The organism is Aeromonas sp. DSM 116730, assembly GCF_046581335.1.
Lineage (GTDB): Bacteria > Pseudomonadota > Gammaproteobacteria > Enterobacterales > Aeromonadaceae > Aeromonas > Aeromonas rivipollensis.
In genome coordinates, this window is the sequence record NZ_CP144265.1 from 2,767,364 (window position 1) to 2,788,617 (window position 21,254).

19 protein-coding genes and 1 tRNA gene are annotated in these 21,254 nt (G+C 62.4%); 7 read left to right on the forward strand and 13 right to left on the reverse strand.

Annotated features, from left to right (window positions below):
- Window positions 1–447 precede the first annotated feature (447 nt).
- From hypF to hypA, 5 genes are all read left to right on the forward strand, one after another.
- On the forward strand, window positions 448–2,877 hold the full coding sequence (hypF, locus tag Aeroheme_RS12555) for a carbamoyltransferase HypF (protein ID WP_411165954.1): 2,430 nt from the start codon (window positions 448–450) through the stop codon (window positions 2,875–2,877).
- A gap of 5 nt (window positions 2,878–2,882) precedes the next feature.
- On the forward strand, window positions 2,883–3,134 hold the full coding sequence (locus Aeroheme_RS12560; RefSeq protein ID WP_411165955.1) for a HypC/HybG/HupF family hydrogenase formation chaperone: 252 nt from the start codon (window positions 2,883–2,885) through the stop codon (window positions 3,132–3,134).
- Window positions 3,128–4,246 (forward strand): hydrogenase formation protein HypD, encoded by a 1,119-nt coding sequence (gene hypD, locus Aeroheme_RS12565; RefSeq protein ID WP_411165956.1) that lies wholly within the window; start codon window positions 3,128–3,130, stop codon window positions 4,244–4,246. Before Aeroheme_RS12560 ends, hypD begins: the two co-directional genes overlap by 7 nt.
- Window positions 4,247–4,331: 85 nt before the next feature.
- Window positions 4,332–5,336: a hydrogenase expression/formation protein HypE gene (gene hypE, locus Aeroheme_RS12570; RefSeq protein ID WP_319889741.1), complete on the forward strand. Its 1,005-nt coding sequence runs from the start codon at window positions 4,332–4,334 to the stop codon at window positions 5,334–5,336.
- 66 nt (window positions 5,337–5,402) lie between these two features.
- Window positions 5,403–5,744 (forward strand): hydrogenase maturation nickel metallochaperone HypA, encoded by a 342-nt coding sequence (gene hypA / locus Aeroheme_RS12575; RefSeq protein ID WP_059168076.1) that lies wholly within the window; start codon window positions 5,403–5,405, stop codon window positions 5,742–5,744.
- On the opposite strand, the gene Aeroheme_RS12580 is transcribed toward hypA, so the two are convergent.
- Window positions 5,722–6,090 (reverse strand): hypothetical protein, encoded by a 369-nt coding sequence (locus tag Aeroheme_RS12580; protein ID WP_338120454.1) that lies wholly within the window; start codon window positions 6,088–6,090, stop codon window positions 5,722–5,724. The genes hypA and Aeroheme_RS12580 overlap by 23 nt on opposite strands.
- Between Aeroheme_RS12580 and hypB the strand changes: the two genes are divergently transcribed.
- Window positions 5,983–6,825 (forward strand): hydrogenase nickel incorporation protein HypB, encoded by an 843-nt coding sequence (gene hypB / locus Aeroheme_RS12585; protein WP_411165957.1) that lies wholly within the window; start codon window positions 5,983–5,985, stop codon window positions 6,823–6,825. The genes Aeroheme_RS12580 and hypB overlap by 108 nt on opposite strands.
- A 365-nt stretch (window positions 6,826–7,190) precedes the next feature.
- On the opposite strand, the gene Aeroheme_RS12590 is transcribed toward hypB, so the two are convergent.
- From Aeroheme_RS12590 to hybO, 11 genes are all read right to left on the reverse strand, one after another.
- Complete coding sequence (locus Aeroheme_RS12590; RefSeq protein WP_411165958.1) at window positions 7,191–7,832, reverse strand: ATP-binding cassette domain-containing protein; 642 nt, start codon at window positions 7,830–7,832, stop codon at window positions 7,191–7,193.
- A gap of 100 nt (window positions 7,833–7,932) precedes the next feature.
- Entirely contained in the window at window positions 7,933–8,721 is a 789-nt protein-coding gene (locus Aeroheme_RS12595; RefSeq protein ID WP_411165959.1) for an ATP-binding cassette domain-containing protein, read from the reverse strand.
- Window positions 8,715–9,530 (reverse strand): ABC transporter permease, encoded by an 816-nt coding sequence (locus tag Aeroheme_RS12600; RefSeq protein WP_411165960.1) that lies wholly within the window; start codon window positions 9,528–9,530, stop codon window positions 8,715–8,717. Before Aeroheme_RS12600 ends, Aeroheme_RS12595 begins: the two co-directional genes overlap by 7 nt.
- Window positions 9,520–10,524 carry an ABC transporter permease gene (locus Aeroheme_RS12605; RefSeq protein WP_411165961.1) on the reverse strand — a complete coding sequence of 335 codons (1,005 nt, stop codon included), beginning with the start codon at window positions 10,522–10,524 and terminating at the stop codon, window positions 9,520–9,522. Before Aeroheme_RS12605 ends, Aeroheme_RS12600 begins: the two co-directional genes overlap by 11 nt.
- Complete coding sequence (locus tag Aeroheme_RS12610; RefSeq protein ID WP_411165962.1) at window positions 10,509–12,137, reverse strand: ABC transporter substrate-binding protein; 1,629 nt, start codon at window positions 12,135–12,137, stop codon at window positions 10,509–10,511. The genes Aeroheme_RS12605 and Aeroheme_RS12610 overlap by 16 nt, the downstream gene beginning before the upstream one ends.
- Before the next feature lie 103 nt (window positions 12,138–12,240).
- Complete coding sequence (gene hybE, locus Aeroheme_RS12615) at window positions 12,241–12,780, reverse strand: hydrogenase-2 assembly chaperone (protein WP_411165963.1); 540 nt, start codon at window positions 12,778–12,780, stop codon at window positions 12,241–12,243.
- Entirely contained in the window at window positions 12,762–13,292 is a 531-nt protein-coding gene (locus Aeroheme_RS12620; RefSeq protein ID WP_411165964.1) for a HyaD/HybD family hydrogenase maturation endopeptidase, read from the reverse strand. The genes hybE and Aeroheme_RS12620 overlap by 19 nt, the downstream gene beginning before the upstream one ends.
- Entirely contained in the window at window positions 13,292–14,995 is a 1,704-nt protein-coding gene (gene hybC / locus Aeroheme_RS12625; protein WP_163149123.1) for a hydrogenase 2 large subunit, read from the reverse strand. The genes Aeroheme_RS12620 and hybC overlap by 1 nt, the downstream gene beginning before the upstream one ends.
- Window positions 14,992–16,179, reverse strand: coding sequence for a Ni/Fe-hydrogenase cytochrome b subunit (gene hybB, locus Aeroheme_RS12630; protein ID WP_139744840.1), 1,188 nt, complete (start codon window positions 16,177–16,179; stop codon window positions 14,992–14,994). The genes hybC and hybB overlap by 4 nt, the downstream gene beginning before the upstream one ends.
- Entirely contained in the window at window positions 16,172–17,215 is a 1,044-nt protein-coding gene (hybA, locus tag Aeroheme_RS12635) for a hydrogenase 2 operon protein HybA (RefSeq protein WP_411165965.1), read from the reverse strand. The genes hybB and hybA overlap by 8 nt, the downstream gene beginning before the upstream one ends.
- Window positions 17,216–17,217: 2 nt before the next feature.
- The gene (gene hybO / locus Aeroheme_RS12640; RefSeq protein WP_025326646.1) at window positions 17,218–18,351 is read right to left on the reverse strand and encodes a hydrogenase 2 small subunit; all 1,134 of its coding nucleotides are present in this window, start codon (window positions 18,349–18,351) and stop codon (window positions 17,218–17,220) included.
- A gap of 884 nt (window positions 18,352–19,235) precedes the next feature.
- Between hybO and Aeroheme_RS12645 the strand changes: the two genes are divergently transcribed.
- Window positions 19,236–20,450, forward strand: a complete 1,215-nt coding sequence (locus tag Aeroheme_RS12645; protein WP_411165966.1) for a hypothetical protein — start codon at window positions 19,236–19,238, stop codon at window positions 20,448–20,450.
- A gap of 686 nt (window positions 20,451–21,136) precedes the next feature.
- Here the strand turns inward: Aeroheme_RS12645 and Aeroheme_RS12650 are convergent.
- Window positions 21,137–21,224, reverse strand: a tRNA-Ser gene (locus tag Aeroheme_RS12650).
- Window positions 21,225–21,254: the final 30 nt, after the last annotated feature.

The following is a 21,254-nucleotide window of genomic DNA, read 5'->3' on the forward strand; positions in this document are numbered from 1 at the left end:
CGAACGGGGCCCGCCTCGCAGAGCGGCGCCGTCACTGCCCCGCCGATTCCCCCACCCTATGCCCATTATCCATACCGAACGGGGCCCGCCTCGCAGGATCGCAAAGAAGCGCCGCGTCTGGCACTCAAACCGGTGCGAGATCAAGGTAATGAGGGCCACTGACCCGATAAACTTGGCCCCCGCGGCAGGGCCGACCTTCCTCTTTTCCCTGCCAAGCCAAGGCCCCTTCCCCTCCCGGCGCCGCCCATTGCAACCCTGTTCGTTGCACCCTGAGGCCGACGCCGTGGCGGCAGGCCAGCAGACGGGAGTTCGATATCGCATGACATTCCCCAGGATGATCGCCGGATGGCCGCCCCTGCCGGCCCTCCCTTGCCCTCTTGTCATCAGGGAAGGCCCGCAGCCCCCTTGTTATCAGGGAGGGGCGCCTGCCCCTCTTTGGATGGCGTCATGACGGCCCGGACCCAGACGCCTTCCAGGCTGCGCCGCGAATTTCATATGGACGGCATAGTGCAGGGGGTCGGCTTTCGCCCCTTCGTCTATGGACTGGCGCTACGCCACGGCATTGCCGGCTATGTGCTGAACGATGCCAACGGCGTCACCATCGGCGCCGAAGGCTCCGCCGAGCAGCTGACCAGCTTTGCCCGCGAACTGCGGGAATTGGCTCCGCCACTTAGCCGTATCGATCACTTCAGCGAGCGGGAGCTGCCCCTCGCTCATGATCCCGACTTCGATGGCCAATTTCATAGCCAGTTTCGAATTAAAGCGAGCCAGCAGCAGAGCGCGGCCACGGTCGCCATCTCGCCGGATCAGGGGATGTGCGAGGCGTGCGCCACGGACGTGGCCAACCCCGCAGATCGCCACCATCACTACCCCTTTACCAACTGCACCCACTGCGGCCCGCGCTACACCATCATCCGCCGCCTCCCCTACGACAGGCCACACACCGCCATGGCCGACTTTGCCATGTGCCCGCGCTGTGCGGCGGCCTATGAAAACCCGCTGGACAGACGCTACCACGCCCAGCCGGTGAGCTGCCCCGAGTGCGGGCCCCATCTCAGCTGGCGCAATGGCAATGCCTTGGCCGAGCGGGAGGATGCCTTGCAGGCCGCCGCCCGTGCCCTGCAAACGGGCAAGCTTATCGCGGTCAAGGGGATGGGGGGTTATCACCTGATATGCGATGCGCGAAGCGAGTCCGCCGTGGCACGGCTTCGCGAGCTCAAGCGGCGCGCGCGCAAGCCGCTGGCGGTGATGATGGGCTCCCTTGCCGAGGCCAGGCTCCATGTCACCGGCTGCGAGGCGGAGTGGAAGCTGCTCGGCTCTCAGGCCAGACCCATCACCCTGCTGCGCAAGCGCACCAAGGATGATCGGTTCTCAGAAAACCGGCAACCAGCGGCGCCGCTGGCCGAAGGGATCGCTCCCGGCATCCCCTACCTTGGCGTCATGCTCCCCTACACCCCGCTGCACCAGCTGCTGCTGGATGCCTGCGCCATGCCGCTGGTGGCCACCAGCGCCAATGGTCGCGGCAGCCCTATCCTTATCGAGTGCGAGGCGGTGGTCAGGGTGCTCGGCAGCGAGATTGACGGCATCCTGGATCACAACCGCCCCATCCTTCACCCCTGCGACGACAGTCTGGTGCAGTGGGCGGGCGGACGGCGCCAGACGTTGCGCCTCGCCCGGGGTTATGCCCCCTGCACTCCCAGCCTGAAAGAGGCGGTCAAGGTGCCGCTTTTGGCGGTCGGGGCGCAGCAGAAGAACCAGCTGGCACTGGCCTTCGGCCGCCAGCGCATCTACAGCCCCTATATCGGCGATCTGCACAGCCTGCCAATGCAGGGCCACTTCGAGCAGACCCTGGCCACCTTTCGCGGTCTCTACGATCTCAAGCCCGAAGTTCTGGTCTCGGATCGCCACCCGGGTTATCTGAGCCATCAGTGGGCCAAGGGCTATTGCCGCGAGCACAGCGCCACCCATATCGAGGTGCAGCACCATCACGCCCACCTGCTGGCAGTGATGGCCGAGCATGACATCACGGGCCCGGTGCTGGGGGTCGCCTTCGATGGCACCGGCCTTGGGGATGACGGCACCCTCTGGGGTGGCGAGCTGCTGATCGCAGACGTTAAGGGCTTTTCACGGGTTGCCCACCTAAAACCCTTCAAACTGATCGGCGGCGAGGCGGCTATCCGCGAGCCGGTGCGCCAGCTGCTGGGGCTGCTGTTTGAATCGCACAGTCCTGAGGAGATCAGCGCCCTCGATATTCCGTTGGTAAGCAAGCTACCTATCGAGCGGATCAGCAACCTGCACCAGCTCTGGCGCCTCGGTCGCAATGCCCCCCATACCAGCTCCATCGGCCGACTGTTTGATGCCGTCGCGGCGCTGCTGGGGGTGATCGATACCCCGGATTACGAGGGCGAAGCGGGACTCTTGCTGGAGGCGGCCGCCTTGCAGTTGGCCCCCGATGAACAGCCGTTCCCCCTCGCCTTTGGCCTGAACCAGAGCGCGGAGGGGCCGCTTAAAATCGAGTGGGCCGAACTGCTCAATACCCTTGTCGGCGAGCGTCGCCAAGGCACCTCAACCACCTGCCTGGCCGCCGGTTTTATCCGCGCCATCAGCAATCTGGTGGTTGCCCTGGCCGGGCGTTTCCCCGGCTATCCGGTGGCGCTCGGGGGCGGCGTATTTCAAAACCGGGGGCTGATGGACCAGCTGGTGCCCGGCCTCGAAGCCGCCGGCCGGCAGGTATTGACCAGCGAAGCCCTGCCGCTCAATGACGGTGGCATAGCCGCCGGTCAGCTCTGGTTTGCCATCCACCATGTTGCCACGCACCAGCCCTCCATCTCCTCTCTTGCTGCCATAAAAAGTGGCGCCACCTTGTCGGAGTCCTGAAATCCATGTGTCTATCCATACCTTCTCAGGTGGTGCAGCTGCACCCAGAAGATAACTGCGTCACCGTCGATACCCTGGGGGTGCAGCGGCGCGTCAGCTGCATGCTGCTCGAAGAGCCCCTCAACCTTGGCGACTATGTGCTGCTCCATATCGGCTTTGTGATGAGCAAGATTGACGAAGAGGAGGCGCAGGCCAGCCTCGATAGCTTCCGCCAGATGGTGGCCCTGATGCCCAAGCAGGACATCTTGCCATGCTGACCTTGAATGACCTGTTTCAGGGCTTTCGTCAGCCCGAGGTGATCCGTGCCCTTGCCGCGCAAATTACCGAGCTTGCCAAATTACTCCCCGAACCGCTGCGGGTGATGGAGGTGTGCGGCGGCCATACCCACACCATCATGAAATACGGCCTGCCCCAGTTGCTGCCGGACAGCATAGAGTTTGTCCACGGCCCCGGCTGCCCGGTCTGCATCATGCCCAAGGAGCGCATCGATCAGGCCATCGAGCTGGCTAGAGAGCCCAACGTCATTCTGGTCACCCTGGGGGACATGATCCGGGTGCCGGGCTCCAAAGGTACGCTGGCCCAGCAGCGCGCCAAGGGGGGCGATATCCGCCCCGTCTATGACCCCCTCGATGCCCTGCGTATCGCCAAAGAGAACCCGGAAAAGACCGTGGTCTTCTTCGCCATCGGTTTCGAGACCTCCACCCCGATGACCGCCGCCTTGCTGGCTGCCGCTGAAGCTGAGGGGATTGAGAACCTCTTGTTTCATATCAACCATGTGCTGGTGCCGCCCGCCATTCATGCGGTGATGGCCGACGGGGTGGCCAAGGTGAACGCTTTTATCGGCCCCTCCCACGTCAGCGTCATCACAGGTGCCGATATCTACCTGCCCATAGTCCAGTGCTATCAGGTGCCTGTGGTGGTGAGCGGCTTCGAGCCGGTGGATGTGATGGAGGCGCTGCTGATGATGGTGCGCCAGAAGGTGGAGGGCCGCTACGCGCTGGAGGTGCAGTACAGCCGCGCCGTCACCGCCAGCGGCAATAAAGCCGCCCAGCGGCTGGTCGACCAATATTTTGAGACCCGCGAGCACTTTCGCTGGCGAGGTCTGGGGGATATCAACGCCTCCGCCCTGCGCCTGCGCGATGCCTTTGCCAAGCGCGATGCGGAGCGTCACTTTGCACTCAATCAGACTCCCATCGATGACCACAAGGCGTGCCAATGCGCCGATATCCTGCGCGGCTTGGCCAAACCGAACCAGTGCAAGGTCTTTGGCCAGGGCTGCACCCCGACCCAGCCCATGGGCAGCTGCATGGTCAGCTCCGAGGGGGCCTGCAACGCCTACTACCGCTATATGGGGATCCAGCAGCAATGAGAGAAATTCAGTTAAGCCACGGTGCCTGGATGGTGCGTGGAGATAAACCTGTCTGCTTCTGTCACATGTCGGAGTCCCAATCCAGATGAGAGAAATCCAGTTAAGCCACGGTGGTGGCGGTGTCGAGATGAATCAGCTGATCAACCAGCTCTTCTTTCGCCACTTTGGCAACGAGATCCTGCTGCGCGGTGAAGACGCCGCCCTGCTGCCGGTCAGCGGCCCCGTCGCCTTCACCACCGACAGCTTTACCGTCTCGCCGCTCTTCTTCGAGGGGGGCGATATCGGCAAGCTGGCCATCGCCGGCACGGTCAACGATCTCGCCATGATGGGAGCCAAACCGGAATACCTGAGCGCCAGCTTTATCATCGAGGAGGGCTTCCCCTACGCCGATCTGGCCCGCATCGTCGAGTCGATGGCGGCTGAACTTGCCAAGAGCGGCGCTCGCATCGTCTGCGGCGACACCAAGGTGGTGCCCAAGGGGGCAGCCGACAAGATCTTCATCAACACCAGCGGGGTCGGCACCTTCCCGCTGCCTGAGCAGAGCCGGGGTATCTCGGTACGCAACCTCAAGGCCGGTGACGCCATTCTGGTGTCGCGGGATATCGGCAGCCACGGCGCCTGCATCCTGATGGCCCGTGACGCCCTGCAACTGGGATCTGATCTCAAGAGCGACTGCACCACCCTCTGGCCGCAGGTAGAAGCGCTGCTGCAAGCGGGGATCACACCCCACGCCCTGCGCGATGCCACCCGCGGTGGCCTCGCCGCCGTGCTGAATGAATGGAGCACGGCCTCCCAGGTGGCCATCGAGCTGGAGGAGTCCGCCATTCCGGTCTGCGATCCGGTGCGTGGCCTGTGCGAGCTCTACGGCTTCGAGCCCCATGATCTCGCCAACGAGGGAACCATGGTGCTGGCCCTGCCTGCCGAACAGGCGCAGGACGCGCTGGGCATCTTGCGGCAATTCAACCCCGCCGCCAGCCAGATCGGCGTGGTGCAGGCGAGTGATCGCCACAAGGTGATCCTCAACAACCCCTGGGGCAGCCGCCGCTATCTGGAGCTGCCGCAGGGGGAACTGCTCCCGCGGATCTGTTGATCGGCCATGCCGTCTACCCAATCACAGGGAGGAGTCACTCCTCCCCATATCGGTTAAGGAGCCACCATGCACGAAATGTCTCTGGCCATGGCCGCCATCGATCTGGCTGCCGAGCAGGCCACCCAGCGGGGCTTTAACAAGGTGACCGCCCTCTGGCTCGAGGTCGGCAGCTTCTCCTGCGTTGACCCGGACACCATCGCGTTTTGTTTCGAAGCCGCCGCCAAGGGCACAGTCGTCGAGGGGGCCCAACTTCACTTTCAGCACCAGGCGGCAGAGGCCTGGTGTTACGACTGCAACAAGACGGTCACCCTCACCGAGCGCGGGCAAGCCTGTCCCGAGTGTGGCGGATACAAATTACGAGTCGCGCAAGGTGATAGCCTGCGCATCACCGACATCGAGGTAAGTTGATATGTGTAGCGTATGCGGATGCGGCCAGGCGCGGATCGCCGGCCATAAAGATGGTAACGACCATGCCCACCACCACGATCACGACCATGAACACGCTCATGAGCACCACCATGAACATGGCCATGAGCACGATCATCATCATGCCCATGAGCAGAGCGCGCCGCGCACCCTGATCATTCACCACCACTATCACCATCAGGGGGATGTCCATCACCACTACCACGGGGTGCGGGCGCCAGTGGGAGCAGAGGGTCATGAGCACCATCACAATCACCCCCACGACCATCATCATGATCACGCCCACCCGCATCACCATAGTCATGCTCATGACCACGAGCATCCCCATGACCACGACCACGACCACGACCACGACCATCAGCAGGGTGAGCTGCACTATGGCGAAGGGGAAGCGGGATTGTCGGTCCCGGGCATGGGACAGCGCCAGCTGATCGCCATCGAGATGGATGTGCTGGCCAAGAACAACAAGCTGGCCGCCCACAACCGCGAGCACTTCGAGGAGGCGGCCCAGCTGGTGCTTAACCTGGTGTCGAGCCCGGGTTCAGGCAAGACCACCCTGCTTTGCGAAACCCTGCGCCAGCTGGCCGACAAGCGGCCTTGCGCGGTGATCGAAGGGGATCAGCAGACCAGTGCCGATGCGGATCGCATCCGTGCCACCGGCGTCCCTGCCGTGCAGATCAACACCGGCAAGGGCTGCCATCTGGATGCCAAAATGGTCCACGACGCCTGCCACCAGCTGCCCGCCAATGAAGGGGGCATCCTCTTTATCGAGAACGTGGGCAATCTGGTCTGCCCCGCCAGCTTCGATCTCGGCGAGAAGTACAAGGTGGCGATCCTCTCCGTCACCGAGGGGGAAGAGAAACCCCTCAAGTACCCGGACATGTTCGCCGCCGCTCAGCTGATGGTGATCAACAAGATCGATCTGCTGCCCTATGTCAGCTTTGACGTGGCCCGCTGCATCGAGAACGCCAAACGGGTCAACCCCTATATTCAGGTGATCCAGGTCAGCGCCACCACAGGCGAAGGAATGGATGCCTGGCTTAACTGGCTGGCCAGCGCCTGAGTGCGAATAGGTTAAACGCCGTTGCCAACGGCGGATAGCAAAAGAGGGAGGCTGATGCCTCCCTCTCTTTTATCTGCGAACCTTGCCAGCCGTACTATCTGTCCCGAATGGCAAGCGTCTCACAAGCACATCCCCTCACCCTGGCCCTCTCCCCAGGGAGAGGGAACCTGTTTGTGGATGCCGACAGCATGCTGCAACTATACGACGCCCTCAAACTCCTCAGGGGGGCTTCGAGCATAACAACCAGCCATATTTTCAAACCCCGAGATTTTCCAAACCCTAAACCCTGAGCGTGGTGAGATGGCACCTTCCGCTCCCTTCTCCCCTTGCGGGAGAAGGGCTGGGGATGAGGGGGAAGCCAATCCTCAGGCCACGCTACGAGCCATCGCCTCCTGCTCAGCAGTCACCTCACCAAAGCGCAGCATCCGATGGCAGGCCTGGCGCAGCAGCGCCTGCTGGTGACTGAAGACAAGCATGCCAAGACCGCGCTGCTCACACTCGCGCATCAACTCCCGCCAGATATGACGCTGAATTAGCGGATCCAGCTGGGCAGTCACCTCATCGGCAATCAGCAGACGGGTGCGGGGATCGAGGGCGCGCAATAGCGCTATGCGGGCCAGCTCGCCACCGGAGAGCTGGCCGGGTTTACGACCAAGCCACGCAGGCTTGACCATAAAACGGGCCAGCATGGCCTCGTCCGGGCGCCATACATCACAGAGCGCCTGCCCTGTGGTGCGATAGGGATTGAAGGTGAGTTCCGGATGCTGTGGCACCAGCTGGATGGGGTTATAACCTTTTACCTGTTCAGGCACCGGCTGCCCATCCAGCAGGATCTGCCCGCTTCCCCGAACCGGTTGCCAGCCCGCCAATACCCGCCCCAGCGTGGTTTTGCCATAACCGCTCGGAGCGGAGATGCCGAGCCGCTCGCCCGCTTTCACCGTTAGCGATAACCCCTGCCAGAGGGGGCGTTCCCTCTGGGCAAGGGTAAGATCTCGTACTTCAAACATCAGGAAACCTCCGGCACAGAGAAGAGTGCGTTGAACTCCGGCAGCGCCTGCCACTGAATATCTGCCGCGCCGCACACGGCCTGTCTCAGAGACACCAACATCAGGAAGCCTCCGACACAGAGAAGAGTGCATTGAACTCCGGCAGCGCCTGCCAGTGGGCGCGGAGCATCTCGCTCCCCTGCCCTTGCCGCAGATGGTGGCTACTCAGGGTATCGCTCACCTGGCCCTGATGGAGCGCGACTATGCGATCGGCAAAGCGGGCCGCCAGCGCCAGATCGTGGGTCACCCAGAGGATGCCGCTGCCCCGATTGGCCAATTCACGCAATTGGCCGAGCAGCAGACAGGCCAGCTCTTCATCGAGCCAGGCGGTGATCTCGTCCGCCAGAATATAGCGGGCGCCGCCAAGCGCCGCGGTGCAGGCCAGAATGCGCTTGGCCATGCCGCCGGAGAGCTGGCGCGGATAGCTGTCCAGGGTGGCAGCGGGCAACTGGTAGCGCAGCAGTTGTTCGCCAAGCCGCTCGCGAGACCCGTTCTGACCGCAGAGACGCGCCGCGCGGCCCAGCTGGCGCTCCACCGTCAGCAGCGGATTGAGGGCGCTCACCCCCTGCGGCACATAGCAGAGGGTGTGGCCGCGCAGGCTGGCACGGCTTGCATCGCACAGGGGCACGCCATCGAGGGAAATGGTGCCGCCCATCCGCAGGTTGTCCGGCAGCAGGGTCAGGGCGCTTTGCAGCAGCAGGCTCTTGCCCTCGCCGCTCCCCCCCACCAGCGCCACTATCTCCCCCGGTGCCAGTTGCAGGCTGATATCGGTCAGCAAAGGCTGCCAGCTGCGCCGCCCCAGCCAGGAGTAGTGGGCCGCCTCTATGGTCACCTGATCAAAACTCAGCATGGTTCACTCCTGTGCCACAGCAGCTGTTGCAAGGCGCGGGTAGCCTGATCAAACAGCAGTACCAGCAGCAGCAACATCAGCCCCGGGAAGAGCGCCAGCCACCAGCCGCCACCGGCCAGATAACGCAATGCATCGGCCAGCAGCAGGCCAAGGGAGGCCTCATGGGCCGCCAGACCAAAGCCGAGAAAGCTCAAAGCCGCGCTGTGCAGCACCGCATGGGGAAACATCAGCAAGGTGCCGATAAACCACTGGGGCAAGAGCCCCGGCAGCAGGTGGGTGCGCCAGCGACGCAGCGCCCCCATCCCCTGACTGCGGGCCAGCACCACATAGTCGCTGCAGGCGATCCGCCGCGCCTCCGCGCAGAGAATGAGCGCCAGCTTGGGCCAGTGGGTGAGCGCCACCGCCAGGATCACCCCGCGCATGCCGCCCCCCAGGGTAAAGCAGATAAGGATCAAGAGCAGCATATGGGGCAGCGCCAGCATGGCGTCGATCACGAGGCGCACTGCCGCATCACACCTGGGATGAACTAGCGAGAGGCTTGCCGCCACCATGGCCAGCAGGCCGCTGCACAGCGCCGTGCCTAGCCCTAACTCCAGACTGGTGAGGGTGCCCTGAAAGGCCCGCAACCAGAGATCCCGCCCCATCTGATCGGTCCCGAACCAGTGGGCCAGCGAGGGTGGCTGCTGGCGGGCCAGCAGATCCATGGGCACATCCTGATGAGAGAGGCTCCAGCCGTAAGCGGCCAGCAGCGCCAATCCGAGCAGGGCAAAACCCAGCCGCAGTATGGAGGGAAGCGGATTAAACAGCATGCTCACCCTCCCAACCCCGGTTGATGCGGGCCAGCAGCAAACTGGCCACTGTGTTGCCAATAAAGACCAGCAGGGTGCAGAAGAGCACTATGCCCATCAGCAGGGGTATATCCCCCCTAAGCCCCGCATCCACAGTCGCCTGCCCAAGCCCCGGATAGGAGAAGACCTTCTCCGCCAACAGGGATCCACCGATCAGCTCACCGAGGGAGGCAAACTGCAGGCAGAGCGCCGGGGTCAGGGCGTGGCGCAACACATGGAAGCGCAGCATGGGCCAGCCGCCATCCCCCTGGGCGCGGGCGTAGCGGATAAAGTCGCTCTCCAGCACCTCGGCCACCCGCCCCCGGGTATGCAGAGCAATGTTGCCCACCCCGAGCAGCGCCAGTGTGGTCACCGGCAGCAGCAGATGGCGCAATCGCATCAGCCAGTCCGCCTCATCGGCTGATAGGCCCGGCGTCCAGGCGCAGCAGACCGGCAGCAGCGGCCAGTGCACCGCAAACAGGGCGAGCAGCAAGAGGCCAACCCAGAAGGTGGGCAGGGAGGCAAGCAGGTAGGCGAAGCGACAAATAAGGCGATCGGGCCAGCGGTTGAGATAGCGACCGGCGCAGAGCCCAAGCAGAATGCCGAAAAAGCCGGAGAGCAGCCAGGCACCCGCCAGCAGCAGGAAGGAGGCGGCAAAACGGCTGCCTATCACCTGAGCCACAGGCGCGTTGTAGAGCATGGAGTAGCCGAGATCCCCCTTGAGCACCTGGCCGAACCAGTGCCAGTAGCGCAGCCACAGCGGCTGATCCAGCCCCCAGCGGGCTGCGATGCGGGCGTACTGCTCGGGGGGCACATGGAGCAGATCGTTGCCGATATAGGCCTTGATGGGATCGATGGGGGAGTAACTCAGCAGCACAAAGGTGGCAACAGAGACCAGACATAGCAGCCCTGCCAGACGCAGCAGGGCTTTCACAGTGACGCTCATCATCGTGGACGAACTTAACGGCACGTCCACCGCCAGTCAGAGAGGTTGTTGAGCAGGGACCAGCTACCGTGAATTTCCGGCGCCCCCTTGCCAAGGTCGATACAGCGGTTGGCCAGATAGGTGTGCTGCACATTGAGCAGCCAGGCCCAGGCGGCATCCCCCTGCACCCCGGCGCCGCTCTTGCCATCCCACTCCACCTGCTGCCAGAACGGCACGGCCGCCTGCCAGTTCGGCGCATCCAGCGCCTGCTTGAGGTGGCCATCCACCACAGGGTTGCTGTAATAGCCCGGGTTGTAGAACTCAACGCCGCCGGAGCCGCTCTGGTAGTGGTGATAGAGCTCAATGGGGTCCAGACTCCCCCACCCCATCAGCACCGGATTGGCGTGCATCTCGCGCTCCACCTGCTCCCAGCTGCCTGATTTGAGGCTCACTTCGAGCCCGATGGGTTTGAGCATGGCGCGCACCGCTTCCGCCAGATCCCGGCGGGTGCTGTCACCGCTGGTGTACCAGAGGGTAACGCCGGCGCGCAGAGAGCCCTTGTGGCGAATGCCGTCGCTCCCCATCTTCCAGCCTGCCTCGTCGAGCAGGGCGTTGGCATGGGCGACATCCCCATCCTTAAAGGCGCTGGCCGGGTTGTACCAGGGCAGCCCCTGCACCGCGCTATAGGCGGGGATGGCGTGCCCTTCCAGCAGCTGATCGGCCAGCAGCTTGCGGTCGATGGCGTAGTTGATGGCGCGGCGCACCGCCACATCCGAGGTCACGTCGTTGCCGATGGGATAACCCTTGGCATCCTTGCCGCCCGCTGGCGGGATCGGGAAGACGATGCCGCGGTTCTCCACGCTAGGGCGCACCCACAGCTTGAGGGTGTCGGGCACTGTGGGCGCCAGCGACGGGGGTATGCGCACCAGATCGAGCTGGCTGCTCTGGGCGGCGGCATAGGCGCTCTCTTCATCGATAAAGACAAACACCAGCCGTTTGAAGTCATTGTTGCCGCCGGCGTAATAGGGGTTCGCCTCCACCACCAGTTGCTGACCAGGCAGGAAGCTCACCAGCCGGTAGGGGCCGGCGCCGACAGGCTCGCGGGCATACGCCTTGGCGTCATAATCCCGCTTTGACACTATCCCCAAGGAGCCCAGCACATTGACGAAGGTGCTCTGGGGGGCGCTCAAGACGATGGCAACTTCGGTGGGCGACACCACTTCAGCTTTCACGAAATTGCCCATATCGATCTTGCCGCCGCCCTCGGCCGCGCTGTTGTAGGTAAAGGCCACATCCTCGGCGGTGAGCGGCGCGCCGTTGGAGAATTTCAGGTCGGGCTTGAGGGTAATAAGCCACCCCTTGCCATCCTTGTTCGGGGTCACCGCTTGGGTGAGCAGATCCTGCCAGCCGAGATCCGCACTATCGCCAGCAATCTGCTTGAGCAGCGGGCTGTGCAGCAGCAGATGGCTGCCGTGACTCCAGCCAAGCAGGGGGTCGAACCCTTCGGTGGGCTCACTGCCGATGGCAAGCTTGAGTTCGGCAGGCACAGGTTGGGCGGCCTGCACCGAATGAGACATGCCCGAGAGCAGAGCCAGCAGCAGGGTGGCAACCACAGGGGCGCCATAAGGGCGAACCTGGCTGCGGGCATGACGGGGGATGGTCATAAGACTCCTTATCCATCTGAGCCAGCCGACGCAGGGCGCCGGGCGACACATCGAACGAGGGGGCCGACAGGGGCCCCCGATAAATGGCGGATGATCCCTGAAACTAGGACTCGGTGGCCTCTAGCCCCTGGCTGCGGCGGGCACCGAACAGCCGTCTGCGACCCAGATCCACGCCACCGCCTTGCTGCACCGGCAAGGAGTGCAGCATCTTGAGGGTGCTGCTCACCAGTGAGCGCCCCTGCTCGGCCCCGAGATGGGGATCGAGCGGCGACATCAGGGAGCAGGCCAGCAACTGCCCCGTCTCGGGCAGTTCACCCACCATAAAGGTCATGTTGCCGCAGGGGAGCTGCAGGGCGAGCCGATCACTGCTGCTGCGCACGGGCCAAAGCTGATCCGGTCCCGGCAGCACCACCAGGCTCAGCATCCAGGGGGTGAGCACGCAGCCGAGCCACTGCTCTTCAAACAGCACGCACTCCGCAACTATGGGCATGGTGGCGTGATAGAAGGGCAGCCCTTGCATCTCCTCTCGGGCGATCCGCTCATACTGGGCTACCAGTAAAGGCGCGGGATTGCTGGCAAAACCCGAAATCTCCTGCACACATTCCAGCTCAGCATCAAGCTCGCTTAAATGGGACTGCGCCATAAGCCCTCCCGTTCTTGTTCTGCTCGTTCCTGTTCGGAAAGCGGGATGGCGGGAGCGCCAACACTGGCCAGCAGGGTCAAAATCCGATCCTTCGCCTCCCCCATGGCGGCGGCCACCACTGGGGTGAGGCCGATACGGGGTTCGAGGGATTCAGGCTCTATGCCGATCAGGGTGAGCCGCTTGGGGGATTCCCCCGTCATGTGCAGCGCCGAGAGCACGTCCGCCAATCCCAGCTGGTGCGGGGAGATCTTGCGGCCAAACAGGGTCGGGATCTCCTCGCCCTGCAGGGTCACCACAGTGCCCGGCGGGTTACCGCTTCGCACTGCGTCCGCCAGTATGATGTGGTCACGACTGGCCATGGCTTCGAGCAGCTCCATGCCGGCCGTGCCGCCGTCGAGCAGCTCTATGCCGGGGGCGAAACGGTATTCGCGCCCCAGCGCCTCAACGAGGCGCACGCCCACCGCCTCATCGCTCAGCAAGAGGTTGCCGACGCCCAGGATCAGGGTGTTCATCACAACACCTTCACCTGAGTCGTTTCGCCATTTTGGGTATCCACCACGTGGACCGCGCAGGACATGCAGGGGTCGAACGAGTGGATGGTGCGCACCACTTCCAGCGGTTTGGCGGGATCGGCCACCGGCGTGCCCACCAGCGCCTGCTCGTAGGGGCCGGGCTCGTCATTGAAGTTGCGCGGGCCCGAGTTCCAGGTCGATGGCACCACCGCCTGATAGTTGGCGATCTTGCCCTCCTTGATGACTACCCAGTGGGAGAGCATGCCCCGCGGCGCCTCTTCAAAGCCCACCCCGCGAAACTCCTTGTCCGCCGGGATCTCGGCCTTGATGTAGGCGGTGAAGTCCCCCTTGCCGATGTTGTCGATGAGCGCCTTCCACTGGTGTGCCAGGGTGTCTTTCAGCACGCAGCAGCGCACCGCGCGGCCAATGATGCGGCCCATGGTGGAGTGCAGCTGTTCGGTCTTGATGGCAGAGCCGGTGAGCGCCTTGTAGATGCCGTTCAACTGATCGAAATGGGTCACAGTGCCAGGGTGCTTGGCCGCCAGTTTCACCAGCAAATCTGCGAGCGGCCCTACCTCCACCACCTGGCCGTAGAAGGTGGGGGATTTGACCCAGGAGTATTTGCCGTCATCCTGCCAGCCGGTGTAGTTCGGCTCTGTCTTGCCCTCCCAGGGCTTGAGGGGGGCGTCATCCTTGTACCAGGCGTGCTTGTTGCTCTCGGCGATGCCGTCCATCAGCCAGGCATCCTGATGGCTCTCTATGGGGCGGTAATTCGCCAGATCACCGTTCTCGATATAGCCGCCCGGCATCAGGAAGCTGCCGCCGTCGGCGTCGGTGGGGAGCTCGGGCACGCTCAGGTAGTGCTTGGCCCCCTGCCCCAGTGCCAGCCACTCGGGATAGTGAGCGGCTATGATGGCGGCATCCACCTTGTAGACCTGCTCGATAAACTCGCCGAGCCGGTCGATAAAGCTCTTCACATACATGAGGCGCTCGAGGTTGAGCACGCTCGGCGCATCCAGGTTGATGGGGTTGGCCACGCCGCCCACCGCCAGGTTCTGGATGTGCGGGCTCTTGCCCCCCAAAATGGCAACGATGCGGTTGGCATCGCGCTGGCACTCCAGTGCCTGCAGGTAGTGGGCCACGGCGATGAGGTTCACCTCAGGGCTCAGCTTCATCTCCTTGTGACCCCAGTAGCCATTGGCAAAGATGCCTAGCTGGCCACTGGCCACCAGAGCGCGGATCTTCTCCTGCACCTTGGCGAGCTCCTCGGCGCTGTTGAGGGACCAGGTAGAGACCCCCTTGAGGATATCCGCCGCCTTCTGCGGATTGGCCTGCAGCGCCGCCGTGATGTCCACCCAGTCCAGCGCAGAGAGCTGATAGAAGTGGACTATGTGATCGTGGATGTTGTGGGCCGCGATGATGAGGTTACGGATGAACTGGGCGTTGACCGGCACCTTGGCGCCGATGGCGTTCTCCACAGCCCGCACCGAGGCGATGGCGTGAATGGAGGTGCAGACCCCGCAGATGCGCTGCACTATCATCCAGGCATCGCGCGGGTCGTTGCCCTTGACGATCTCCTCCATCCCGCGCCACATGGTGCCGGACGACCAGGCTTTGGTCACTTTGCCGCCTTCGATTTCGCAGTCGATACGCAGGTGCCCCTCGATACGGGTGATGGGGTCTATGGTGATACGTTGGCTCATACGTTGGCTTTCCCTCGGGCCTGATAATCTTGGTGAACACGTTCAAGTGATGGCAGTACCGGCAGCAGCCGGATCAGCAGCAAATAGGCACAGACCTCGATGGCGACGAAGCCCAGGGAGATCAGCACCTCCTCCGCGGAGGGGAAGTAGTGGTAGCCATTGCCGGGGTTGAAGGCGAGCAGGGAGTAATCCAGTCGCCAGAGGGCGGCGCCCAACAGCATGCTGAGGGCCCCCAGGAACAACATGCGCGAATCCCGGCGGCTCTTGTCCCAGTGGAACACCAGCAGCGGGAATATCATCAGGGCGATCTCGCTCCAGAACATCAAGGCGTAACGATTCCACTCGGAGAGGTACTCCGACTTGTCGTTGATGACGATCTCGGCAAAGCGCAGCGCCACAAACAGGATCAGGAAGATGTCGATCACCTGGGTCAGCTTGTAGAACAGCGACTTCTCGTTGGGCCCACGCCCCGCCAGCCCTGCCTGCACCAAAGAGCCCTCGAACACCACTATGGAGAAGCCCATGATGAAGGCGGTGAGCAAGGAGAAGACCGGCAGCAACTCGTAGCTTTGCCAGAGCGGATGTATCTTCTCCCCCGCCACTATCATCAGGGAACCCATGGAGGACTGGTGCATGGTGGGCAGCAGCGCCCCCAACGCCAGCACGAAGAACATGATCTTGTTGAGGCGAATGAGTGACGCCTTCCAGCCGAACTTCTCCAACAGCACAGGGGCGAACTCCAGCGCCATCACCCCGATATAGATGGTCATGCAGACCGCCGTCTCGAACAGTACCGAGGAGGTGTTGAAGTGGCCGGGCAGATAGAAGTACGGCAAATTCCAGTAACGCCCCACATCTATGGTGATGGAGAGGCCACCTAGCGAGTAGCCGAACAGGCTCGCCAGCAGGGCTGGTCGCACCAGCGGGTGATACTCGCCCCGGTTGAACACATAGACCGCCCAGGCCAGCGCCCAGCCGCCACAGGCGAAACCTGTGCCGATCAGCAGATCGAACGAGATCCACAGCCCCCAGGGATAGCCCCCGTTGAGATCGGTGACCGAGCCCAGCCCGAAGAAGAGGCGCTTGAGAATAAGCATGCCGCACAGCACGGCGAAGGGGGCCAGCACCAGCACCGGCCAGCTGACCAGCTTGCCGCCGAGCGGATGCGCCTTGTGATTACTCATGATCCTTGCCTCCCTTTGCCGAGCCCTGATCCTGGTGACTGTCAGGCCCATGGCCCTCGTCATCATGGTGGTCGTGGCCATTCTTCTTGCTGTTGCGGCGAATAAGCACCGAAAGACCGGTCAACACCACCATGGGCAGCACCATCCCCTTGTAGAGGGTGTGCTGGATATGCTCGGAGCGGGCACCGGAGGAGAGCTCCGGCAGATCGGGCATGTCGAGCCTGGTGTAGGGCACCCCGGCCAGCACCAGCACCTGGGTACCACCCCCCTCCTTCTCGCCATAGACGTAAGGCTGGTAACTCGGCACCTGATGCAGGTAGGGGTCGTTGGCGCTGAAGGTCTGGCGGGGATAGGCATATTCACTGCCTGGGGTCGCCAGCAGGCGGCGTTTGGCCTCGGCCATCAGATCCTCGCGGGTACCGAAGATCACGGCGCCAGTCGGGCACACCTCGACACAGCCGGGTAGCTTGCCCTGGCTGATCCGCTCAAGCCCCTTCTGGTTGCAGAGCTCGCACTTGTGGATGGCCCCCAGCGGATTGTCGTAGTCATATTTGGGCACGTCGAAGGGGCAGCCCACCATGCAGTAGCGGCAGCCTGTGCAGACGTCCGGATCGTAGTGAACTATGCCGGTCTTGGGATCTTTGGTAAGGGCCTGCACCGGACAGACGGAAACGCAGTTGGGATCGACGCAGTGCATGCACTGCTTCTTGATGTAGGCATAGCCATCCACCAGTTGATCCTTGTGCTCGCCGCTGCCGCTCTTCCACACCTGAATGATGTTGTTGGTGTAGGGGGTCAGCTTGTCGTTGGTGGACCAGGTCTGCGCCCCCTCCGGATTGGATGGGTTGCCGTTGAGGCGCTGACACTCCGCCACACAGGCCTGACAGCCTACGCAGAGGGTGGAGTCGTAGAGCATGCCGAGCGACCCGGGAATGGGCGGCTTGTTCTTGGCCGCCGCCAGTGCGGTGCCGGGCACTGCTGTGCCCGCCGCCAGTGCACCGACGGAGGCGAATTTGAGGAAGTTGCGTCTGTTCACGGTTACTCCTCCCGTGATGGGTGCTGCCCGGCTTCGTGGCGCTTCTGCTGGCGACCGAGTTCACGCACCGTCATCAGACTCACCCCCACCAGCACCCCGAGGGCACCGCCGATAAGGCCGGTCGCGGTGGGCGAGGTGTAGCCCCCCTCCTGGATCTTCACATCGGGTTTATCCACCCGCGGAGTCGGGTTCTCCACCTTGGCGAGCTGGAAGATCCCCTTGCTGAACCCCACCCCCTGCTCGTTGCAGCCGTAGCAGGGGTGACCTATGCCCACCGGCCAGATGCCGCCGCCCACGTCGCAGAACTCCAGGGTCGAACAGTTGCCGTAGGTCTCCGGCCCCTTGCAGCCCAGATGGTAGAGACACCAGCCCTGACGGTGGCCTTCGTCACCGAACTCCTTGGCAAAGCGGCCTGCGTCGAAGTGCGGACGACGCTCGCAGTTCTCATGGATCAGGCGCTCATAGGCAAACAGCGGACGCTTCTTGCTATCCAACGCTGGCAGCTTGCCGTAGGTGATGTAGTAGGCGACAGTGGTGAGGAAGTTGTGGGGATTGGGCGGACATCCCGGGATATTGATGATGGGGGTGCCGATATTGCCGAGGGCCTCTTCCAGACTGACGGCGCCGGTCGGGTTGCCCCCGCTGGCGGGCACGCCGCCCCAGGCGGAGCAGGATCCGATGGCGATGACGGCAGCCGCATCGGCGGCGGCACGGCGAATATGGTCGACGATGGGCTCACCGGCCACCATGCAGTAGACGCCACCATCCTTGAGGGGAATGGAGCCATCCACCACCAGCACATACTTGCCTTTATAACGCTTGATGGCGTTGTGCTTGTTCTCTTCCGCCTGATGACCAAAGGCCGCCGAGAGCACCTCGTGGTACTCCAGCGAGATGGTGTTGAGGATCAGGTTTTCGATGGTGGGGTGAGTGGCGCGCAGCAGTGACTCGGTACAGCCGGTGCACTCCTGCGCCCCAATCCAGATCACCGGCGGCCGCTCGGGGCTGGTGAGCGCCGTGGCCATCTTGGCCACGGCATTCTGGCTTAATCCCAGGGTTGCGGCCATCCCGGCGCACAATTTCATAAAGTCACGGCGATTAATTCCATGAGCCGATAAAAATGTATCCTCGACCATTCTTTTTATTCCCGTCAGTGAGCATTGTTTGACAAATGCTTAATGGCGGGAATGCTATTCCTACCCCTTACCCCCCATGTTGATCTTTATCAAACAGAAACACATTACTTGCCCATGATATCGACATCGCGAAATAAAAAGCTATATATAACATGCACTTATTAAGCTCAATACGCAACCCGCCATACCCATAAAGTAGTATTTATTGGCGCATCGTGATTTAAATAAATATAAATTACGCCCTATTCAGAACATGCGTTATGAAAAATGAAAGCGTTGTCACAGTATTTTCTATTTGATGCTGTTAATCGACCATTTAACCCCATGATCTCACCTTGGGATAAATAACACTCCCTTGTTCCAGACCACCAGACTGCAGGAGAATCAATCAACAGATCGCGATTGGCAGAGTCAAGACGCCGGTTGAATGACAGAAATTATCGATGCTGATCGACAGGGAGGTTTTCCTGCATTTCGCACTCAGACATAACCCTTTCCGGGACATTCAACCACCCGTTGTGTGCATCAGACGCTATGGTGCACTCCATCTGCAATGCCTGTGCAAAACGCAGTAAACAAGGATGTCAAAATAGGCTGGTTATCACACCATGAGCATGGGCAAACGCTATACCTATAGCCATGGGGCTTGGCTCAGGGGCATTGCGGTGGAACCCGCCGTCACGGCAGTCATTTTCCTCTGCCAATCCTGTTTTCATATGGGGTTTTCAGCCAGCAAAGAGGCTGAATTCAGAGGATCCGTCATGGTGCCCTCATGACACCAAGCCCGAATCCCGGTACGCAGCAGCCTCCCCTTCCCCCCTGGTGGCAAGGGGAGCCGGTGGCGGCCGGATGGCACATTTGTCGCACAGCAAGGTGGTCCCATCATGTCGCATCACAGGCCTGTCACCCCGCCCGATCCACTCAGCCCTCCCCTGTCCGATCCCAGCAACTTCTCCCTGATCCTGGGGGGCCCCCTCTATCAGCTCTGGAGCCGGGCGCATCTTGGTGACATAGAGGCGCACATCAGGCGACGGATCCTCGTCCTGAGCGGGATCTGCTGGCTGCCCCTGTTGTTGCTGTGCGGGTGGGACGGCAGCCTGCTGCAAGGGGTGGCGGTGCCCTTTCTGCTGGACGTAGAGACCCATGTCCGCTTTCTCATCTGCGTCTCCTTGCTGGTGTTCGCCGAACTCGTCGTCCACCAGCGCATCCGGGGGATCGTCAGCCAGTTCATCGAACGGGGGTTGATCTCGCAGCTCTCCTTGCCACGCTTTCATGACGCCATTCGCAGCGCCATGATCTGGCGAAATTCGATCCCCGCGGAGGTCGGCCTCATCCTGCTGGTCCTCTCTATGGGGTACTTCATCCGGACCCACACCTTCGTCCTGGAGTCCTCGACCTGGTACGCCACCATGGAAGGGGGTAGCCCGACCCTGACCCTGCCCGGTTTCTGGTTTTTCTGGGTGAGCAACCCCATCATCCAGTTTCTGCTCCTGCGCTGGCTCTACCGGCTCCTGATCTGGACCCGCTTCCTCTGGCAGGTCTCCCGGATCCCCCTCTCCCTCATGCCGACCCATCCCGATCGCAACTGCGGCCTCGGCTTTCTCGGTGGCTCGGCCTACGCCTACTCGCCGCTGCTGACAGCTCTGGGGGCCCAGCTGGCCGGCTTTATCGCCAACCGGATCTTCCATGACGCCGCCGTGCTCACCGCCTACAAACCGGAGATCATTCTGCTCGCCGGCTTCGGCTTGCTGCTGGTGCTGGCGCCTCTGACGGTCTTTGCTCCCCATATTCTGGCGGCCAAGCGTCTGGGACTGCGGGAATACGGCGCCCTCGCCGCCGAGTACAGCCGCAGCTTCGAGCACCGCTGGCTGCGCACGGCGGACAGAGACGGGGAATCCCTGCTCGGCGCCTCGGATATCCAGTCCCTCGCCGATCTGGGTACTGCCTATGCCGTCATCAAGGAGGTCAGGCCCATGCCATTCAGTCGGGACATGTTCCTGCAACTGGTGCTCGCGACTGTGGTGCCCTTCCTGCCCCTGCTCCTCACCCTCTTCTCCTTCGAGACACTGCTCGACAGGCTGGTGGGGGTGATCTTCTGATGCAGATAGGGAATGGAAAAGTCGGCCTGAGACGGACGTATTGCCGTCTCCGGCAAGGAGACACAGCCACCCTGCGCTGAAGCCGAGGAGATGACGGCCCCAATAACAAAAAAGCCCGACCATCAGGTCGGGCTTTGAATATGGCGGTGGGTCGGGATTGACTCGCGCCATCCCTGGCGCTCGCCCTGCGGGCAGCCTGCGACTTTCCAAGCTGGCTATCCTGCCCTCTTGTCGAGCCAGGGCCCGAACCAAGCCTCCCCTCGCTGGGCATCAGGGAATATGATAACCCCAGATGCAAAAAAACCGACCCTGAGGTCGGTTTTTCAATTTGGCGGTGGGTAGGGATTGACTCGCACCATCCCTGGCGCTCGCCCTGCGGGCAGCCTTCGGCTGTCCAAGCGTGCTATCCTGCCCCCTTGTCGAACCAGGGCCCGAACCGAACCGCCCCTCGCTGGGCATCAGGTTTGCGGTGCCCCAAGATGCAAAAAACCGACCCTGAGGTCGGTTTTTCAATTTGGCGGTGGGTCGGGATTGACTCGCACCATCCCTGGCGCTCGCCCTGCGGGCGGCCTTCGGCTGTCCAAGCGGGCTATCCTGCCCTTTTGTCGAACCAGGGTCCGAACCAAGCCGCCCATCACCGGATAAAGTAAAAGGGCCTGTCTTGCGACAGGCCCTTTTACTTTATTTGGCGGTGAGGGAGGGATTCGAACCCTCGATACGTTGCCGTATACACACTTTCCAGGCGTGCTCCTTCAGCCACTCGGACACCTCACCAAATTTTTGACTGCTGTTTAACGTGTTCAA